The sequence below is a fragment of the Neptunomonas sp. genome, from assembly GCF_041601355.1.
Lineage (GTDB): Bacteria > Pseudomonadota > Gammaproteobacteria > Pseudomonadales > Balneatricaceae > Neptunomonas.
Map to the genome: position 1 here is coordinate 1 of NZ_JBFIIH010000164.1, position 7,267 is coordinate 7,267.

5 protein-coding genes are annotated in these 7,267 nt (G+C 46.7%); 2 read left to right on the forward strand and 3 right to left on the reverse strand.

What is annotated here, in order from left to right; genetic code table 11:
* On the reverse strand, positions 1 to 3,202 hold a 3,202-nt coding region (locus ABY436_RS17940; protein ID WP_372740303.1), incomplete at its 3' end, for a PAS domain S-box protein.
* Positions 3,203 to 3,326: 124 nt separating this feature from the next.
* Between ABY436_RS17940 and ABY436_RS17945 the strand changes: the two genes are divergently transcribed.
* Positions 3,327 to 3,707, forward strand: coding sequence for a PilZ domain-containing protein (locus ABY436_RS17945; protein WP_372740304.1), 381 nt, complete (start codon positions 3,327 to 3,329; stop codon positions 3,705 to 3,707).
* Between the two features lie 77 nt (positions 3,708 to 3,784).
* On the opposite strand, the gene radA is transcribed toward ABY436_RS17945, so the two are convergent.
* The gene (radA, locus tag ABY436_RS17950; protein WP_372740305.1) at positions 3,785 to 5,152 is read right to left on the reverse strand and encodes a DNA repair protein RadA; all 1,368 of its coding nucleotides are present in this window, start codon (positions 5,150 to 5,152) and stop codon (positions 3,785 to 3,787) included.
* Positions 5,153 to 5,334: 182 nt separating this feature from the next.
* On the opposite strand from radA, the gene ABY436_RS17955 reads away from it, so the two are divergent.
* Positions 5,335 to 6,609, forward strand: a complete 1,275-nt coding sequence (locus ABY436_RS17955; protein WP_372740306.1) for an O-acetylhomoserine aminocarboxypropyltransferase/cysteine synthase family protein — start codon at positions 5,335 to 5,337, stop codon at positions 6,607 to 6,609.
* A gap of 100 nt (positions 6,610 to 6,709) precedes the next feature.
* Here the strand turns inward: ABY436_RS17955 and ABY436_RS17960 are convergent.
* The coding region (locus ABY436_RS17960; protein WP_372740307.1) for a carbonic anhydrase at positions 6,710 to 7,267 on the reverse strand (558 nt) is incomplete at its 5' end.

Here is a 7,267-nt window from a genome sequence, read left to right on the forward strand (position 1 = left end):
CGTGATCAACAGTAATGTCATTGATAAAGCTCTTATCGACTTTTAAAGTATCAAAGGGATAGCTACGCAGATAGCTGAGTGACGAGTAACCGGTACCAAAATCATCCATCGAAATACCCATACCCATTTTATTCAGATCTGTCAAAGCCACATCTATCATCCCATGACCTGTCATCAGCACCCCTTCGGTAATCTCCAGCTCTATTGCCGAGGCGGGTAACGCGTACTTTTCTAAGCGCCTTTGAATGTATTCAACTAAACCAGGATCTCTAAACTGCCGGGGAGAGATGTTTACAGCCACCTGAAAATCTATTGCGTACTTTTCGCGCCACGCTGAAAGCACCATAAAAGCCTGTTCCAGCACATACTGACCGATGTTAACAATCAGCCCCGTTTGCTCAGCAATCGGAATAAACTCATCAGGCTGCACGTTCCCCATTTCAGAATTATTCCAACGGAGCAATGCTTCTGCGCCAACAACAACCCGTCTACGCAAATCAACCACCGGTTGAAAAATAACATAGAACTCATTTTTGTTGAGCGCACTCCGCAAATGCTCTTCGATTAACAAGCGACGAGCTACATCTTTATTCATTCTCTCGGTGTAAAAATTATAGGTATTACGCCCCTGCTCTTTAGAATGGTACATCGCTGCGTCAGCTTGTCTTAATAATTCAACAGGGCTCTTGCCGTCGCTAGGATAAACGGCTATTCCGATACTGACTGTCGACATCAGCTCCCTTCCTTTCAGGTTAAACGGCACTCTGAATTGATCAAGTAATTTTTCCGCCACCTTGCCAATTGTCCGGCTATTTCCCACCTGGTTTAACAAGACGATGAACTCATCCCCCCCTAAGCGACCAATAACATCATCATCACGTACAGCCGCTTTCAATCTATTGGCAGCCTCAACCAGCAATTCATCGCCTATCTGGTGACCTAGCGTATCATTAACTTTCTTGAAATCATCCAGATCCAGAAAAAATACGGCAGCCTGTTTTTCAGCGCGCTTCGACTCTTTCAGCATCTGCGCCAACCGATCTAAAGAAAGGAAACGATTAGGCAAGCCCGTTAAACTATCATAGTGCGCCTGATAACTTATCCGCTGCTCCTGTTCCTTTTGCTGAGTGATATCCTGATTAACCGCCAGCAGGTGCCGAATGACGCCTGACTCATCGGTAACGGGTGCTATATGGGCATGCTCCCAAAAAAGTTCACCACTTTTCTTAACATTTTGGAACTCGCCCTCCCACGACCTTCCTGATAGTACTGCCGACCATAGCTGCTGACGCTTACTTTCCTCCAGCTGCCCGGGTTTAAACAGGCCCACTTTTTGGCCAGTAACGTCCTGACCTGCATAACCGGAGACTCTTTCAAACGTGCTATTGACGTATTCGACATCCCCCTTTGTATTCATCAGCATCACAGATACAGGACTTTGTTCGAGTGCCTGAGAGAGCATAACAATCCTATCTTCGGCTCGCTTCAAAGCCGTCAAATCCAAATCGACACAATACATTTCAGGTTCATTATTTACCCCGGTTATCATGACATGACTTGAAAAAACGGATACCGGCGACCCATCCGCTTTCTGTAATATGAGCTCCGATGCTGGCGTTACTTCACCGCCGGCCAACCAGCGGTTAACTTCTTCAGCAACCCGATCCTGGATAATTTCAGGAATTATTAAGTCTTCGAGTTTTTTACCTAACGCTTCCTCTGACGCATAGCCGTATACTTTTTCACTGGCCGCATTCCAGAAAATAACATTGCGGTTTTTATCATATCCCTGCACCGCAATGGTCGGTATATTTTCAAAGACCTTCCTGAATCGGGTTTCACTTTGCAGCAATCGATGTTCAGCCAATGTCCGTTCTGTAGTGTCCTTTATAAATACGAAAAACTTACCGCCATCTTCCGGCCAGAAAGTGACATTAATTTCAACATCATAAACCGAGCTGTTTTTACGTCTATGCTGAGTAAAAAAGCGTTGTTTTTTCTCCTCTATAATTTCCTGAATATGTTGCTCGGTCATAGACTTGCTTTCGACTGCGTCCAGTTGATCGACTCTCATGCCCAACAACTCACCCAGCGTGTAACCTGACATCTGTGCGTAAGCTTCATTAGCATCCTGAATAACGCCGTCAACCGACACGATCAAGAAGCCATCTAATGCCGTACTCAATACGCTTCTGTAGGTAGTTTCATTCTTACGTATGCTTTCACTGGCTTTGTTTCTCTCGGTTACATCCCGACCAATACCTATCAAGCCATATAATTTTCCGGTTTCACCGTAAAAAGGGATTTTTAAGGTATCAAGCTGAATAAGCCTGCCATCAGGATGCTTAACAACTTCCTCATGCCTGCTGCTCACCCCTGCTTGCAGCATATCCTGATCATTTTGTCGGAAAAGAACCGCCTGATCATGGTCAAAAAACTCGAAATCTGTCTTACCCACAATATCGGTTTCATCGGCATTAAACAGTTCAGCCGTGGCCTTATTACAGCCTGAATATGTACCATCGACGGTTTTATAAAAAATATAATCAGGAATGCTATCCATCAGCCTTTTTAGCAGCCCTCGCTCGCGATCAAGCAGTATCTTATGTTCGCGTAATTCCTCTTCGAATTGTCGCCTGTCTTTTTGCCGCTTCAGCAGCATACCCAGCAACATAGTCCCAACCGGATAGATAATAAGTAAGGGAAGAGCAATTGCCTCGATAACGGTAAATCGAATGCCGGCAGGCAAAAACAACATACATATCAATAGATTAATATGGACAGTCAAGCCAAACAGGTAGAGCATTAGCCAGCTCATTCCCTTTTTATTTCGCCGACACCAATAATGCCACCCTAAGCCAATCAGACCACTGCTAATAATGACGAGTGAGCCAACATAAAAGCCCGCCCCACCCTGAAAAAAGCGCATAGCCACTGCCATTGACACCGCAATCAAAGTTGGCACTAAGCCAAAGTATAAACCGCATAAACTTATCAGCACCGAACGTGTGTCAAAAAACACACCGGGCTTCATCTCCCAGGGGGTCAACATCACAGAGATGCCTATCACACCCACTAAAACGCCTGTCAGAATTTTCCGCAGCGCTCTATTAGCAAGCGAGTGAAGGCCTAACGAATCATAAATAACACCCAGCGCCAGTAATAGAACGGCATTATTTAGTAACCCTGCAAAACTAGTCATCCAATTTAAACACCCTATATCTTTTATACCTAACAGTGTAGTTGATGGTTTACGCTTATCATGTTTTTCACACTATACTTAAAGAAGAAATAATACCCAATTATGCGAGTATCCGGAGAGACCAGTGGATAACCCTACTCTACCTCAGAAAAATCGCCGTCGATTTACACGTATTAATTTTGATGCACAATGCACACTCAGCTCAGCTGAAAATGAATGGCAGGTCACACTCATCGATATCTGCCTAAAAGGCGCATTGATAGAAAGTCATCATGATATTGTGCTGAGCCTAAGCGATCAGGTAGTGCTGAAAATCATGTTAGAAGGTAGCGACATTGTTATTACGATGCCTGCACGCATTAACCACCAGCTCAACAATCGGTTTGGCTTTCAGGCGATGTGTATGGAGCTCGACGACATCACTCATTTGCGCAGATTGGTAGAACTGAATTTAGGTGATTCGGTGCTACTGGAACGTGAATTAGTTCACTTATACAACACCTGACATATTTCACCGGATACCAAAGCACCTGATGCCAGTGCACCTGATTATAAAGCGCCCAGAAAGATAACGCCTGAGCATCAGAGTGCATCCAGCGCTTCAGCCAAACGACTGACACCCACAACCTCCATTCCTTTCACCACGTCTTTGGGCACATTCCCTTTGGGTACAATAGCGCGTTTAAATCCATGCTTCGCCGCCTCACGAATTCGCTCCTGACCGTTGGGTACCGGGCGAATTTCACCCGACAAACCCACTTCACCAAAGACCATCAAATCCTGAGGTAACGCCCTGTCTCTGTAGCTGGACACCACTGCCAGTAAAAGCGCCAGATCTGCACTGGTTTCGAGTACTTTGACACCACCAACAACGTTAACAAACACATCCTGATCACCCGTATGCAGCCCGCCATGGCGATGCAACACTGCCAGCAACATCGCCAGACGATTACTGTCTAATCCAACCGCGACCCGGCGAGGGTTATTCATATGCGACTGATCCACCAATGCCTGTATCTCTACCAACAATGGACGCGTACCTTCCCACACGACCATGACAACACTACCCGGGCTGGCTGTCTCACCACGATTGAGGAAAATAGAGCTGGGATTTTTTACTTCGCGCAGGCCTGTTTCCAGCATCGCAAAAACACCGAGCTCATTCACCGCACCAAAGCGGTTTTTATGCGAACGCAATGTTCTGAAGCGGCTATCGGAGGAACCTTCCAACTGTAATGAGCAATCAATCATATGTTCCAGCACTTTTGGCCCTGCCAGTGAGCCATCTTTTGTCACATGCCCGACCAAAAAAAGTACACAACCGGTTTGCTTGGCAAAACGCGTTAAGTCCGCTGCTGATTCGCGCACCTGCGATACAGAACCTGGCGCCGACTGCACCTCCGCCATATGCATCACTTGAATAGAGTCAATTACGATCACTCTTGGCTTTAGCTCTGAAGCCACCTGGCAAACCGCTTCAACACTGGTTTCAGAGAGCATTTTCAGATGCTCAGCCTTCAGTCCTAAGCGGTGGGCACGCATCGCCACTTGCTGCAGCGACTCCTCACCCGTGACATATAACGCCGGTATATTTTCCGCCAGATAGCACATAATCTGCAGCAACAGCGTACTTTTCCCTGCGCCGGGATGCCCACCCATCAATATCGACGAACCCGGTACTAAACCGCCCCCCAAAACACGATCCAACTCTTCAGTTCCGGTACTGAATCGCGGCATATCCGCCAGATCCACATCGGCCAGACGCATCACTCGTTGGCTGGCCTGACCTGCATAACCATCATAACGGGGTTTGGCGGCAGTATTTTGTACTGCCCCCAGTCGCACTTCACTTAGCGTGTTCCATGCCCGGCATGAAGAGCATTGACCTTGCCATTTAGTAAAGTCAGCGCCACATTCATTGCATACGTAGGCGGTTTTGGCTTTCGCCATGATCTTCTCCTTTTCCTTATATGAGCTGCATTCTACCCAACCTGCCTACTCCTCATAAAGCATTAGTCGGTTTCGCTTTTGATTTACCAGGGATAACCTTTACAATCCTTCTACTGTTCGATACAAAAACCGAACTCAGAATTGAAACAGCCCTTAATAAGAAAATACCCTAGGAGCGCTACATGAAACTGGAAACCATTGCCGTACACGGAGGCTATTCGCCAGATCCAACGACCAAAGCGGTTGCTGTGCCTATTTATCAAACAGCCTCCTATGCATTTGATGATGCACAGCACGGTGCCGATCTTTTTGATCTGAAAGTGCCCGGCAATATCTATACGCGTATCATGAACCCAACCACCGACGTGCTGGAAAAACGTGTAGCCGAGCTTGAAGGCGGGATAGCGGCGCTTGCAGTCGCATCCGGCATGTCGGCCATTACTTATACTATCCAGACATTAGCAGAAGTCGGCGACAACATCGTTTCTACCAGCGAATTGTATGGCGGCACCTACAACCTGTTTGCGCACACTCTGCCACGCCAGGGTATTCAGGTACGCTTTGCAAATAAAGATGATTTTGCAGCCATCGAAGCACAGATAGATGATCAAACGAAGGGCCTGTTTTGTGAATCAATCGGCAACCCTTCTGGTGGTATTGCTGACATCGAAAAACTCGCAGAAATCGCTCATCGTCACGGTGTGCCATTGATCGTCGATAACACCGTAGCCAGCCCGCTGATGTGGCGCCCGATTGAACAAGGCGCCGATATTGTTGTACATGCCGCGACTAAATATATGGGCGGACACGGCAACTCACTGGCGGGGGTTATTGTTGATTCAGGCAACTTCCCGTGGGCTGACAACAAAGCACGCTTCCCGTTATTGAATGAACCCGACGCGTCTTATCATGGCGTTGTGTACACCGAAGCATTCGGCCCAGCCGCCTTTATCGGTCGCTGTCGTGTGGTTCCATTACGTAATATGGGGGCAGCACTGTCGCCAATGAATGCCTTCCTTATTTTACAGGGCATTGAAACACTCGCTTTGCGTATGGAACGCGTTAACACCAATACCCAAAAAGTTGCTGAGTACCTGGAAAATCATAACCAGGTAGCCTGGGTAAATTATGCAGGCCTGGAAAGCCATAAGGATCATGCACTGGCGAAAAAATACATGAACGGCCAGGCGTCCGGTATTTTAAGCTTTGGTGTCACCGGTGGGCGCGAAGCTACACCTAAGTTCTATGATGCGCTGGCTGTTTTTGTGCGACTGGTGAACATTGGTGATTGTAAGTCTCTGGCTTCTATTCCAGCGGAAACCACTCACCGCCAATTAAATGATGCAGAGCTGAAATCTGCAGGCGTTGCACCGGAAATGATTCGCTTATCTATTGGCATCGAACATATTGACGATCTGCTTGCCGATCTTGAACAGGCGCTGGCTAAAACTCAGTAGTCTCAGTACACGCTGAAAAGCAAAATGCCACTCGGCTGAGTGGCATTTTTTTATTGACTAACCCTACACGAATAAACGCTAACGCATGAACCCAAACAAGTTAACGCTTCTGACTGAGTTGATTTATCGACTCAATCGCCTCGACATAGCCTGCTTCAATGGAATCCTGAGCCGAAATACAAAAATTTAAATCCTGAATTAACCCATTATCTAAACCATATACCCATGCATGAATCGTCAATTCCTGACCCTTTTCCCAAGCATCTTGCGTAATAGTGGTGTTACAAACATTATAGGCCTGCTCAATCACATTCAACTCACAAAGACGATCAAGATATTGATCCGAACCTTTCCATGCCGACAGTAACTCACGATGTGACATATCGATAGAGCGAATATTCCGCAGCCAGTTATCAATCAATCCATGCGGCTTTGACTCGATAGCCGCACGTACACCACCGCAACCATAATGTCCGACCACCATAATATGCTTAACTTTCAGCACGGTTACCGCATACTGTATGACCGACAAACAGTTCATATCCGTATGAATCACCAGATTTGAAACATTACGATGGACAAAAACATCGCCCGGCAACATACCCATAATTTCGTTTGCTGGCACTCGGCTATCAGAGCAACCAATCCATAAATATTC

Bases quoted from the DNA above. Each gene is read 5' to 3' on its own strand.
- ABY436_RS17955 (WP_372740306.1), top strand. From the start codon at position 5,335: ATGAAACTGGAAACCATTGCCGTACACGGAGGCTATTCGCCAGATCCA.
- radA (WP_372740305.1), bottom strand. From the start codon at position 5,152: ATGGCGAAAGCCAAAACCGCCTACGTATGCAATGAATGTGGCGCTGAC.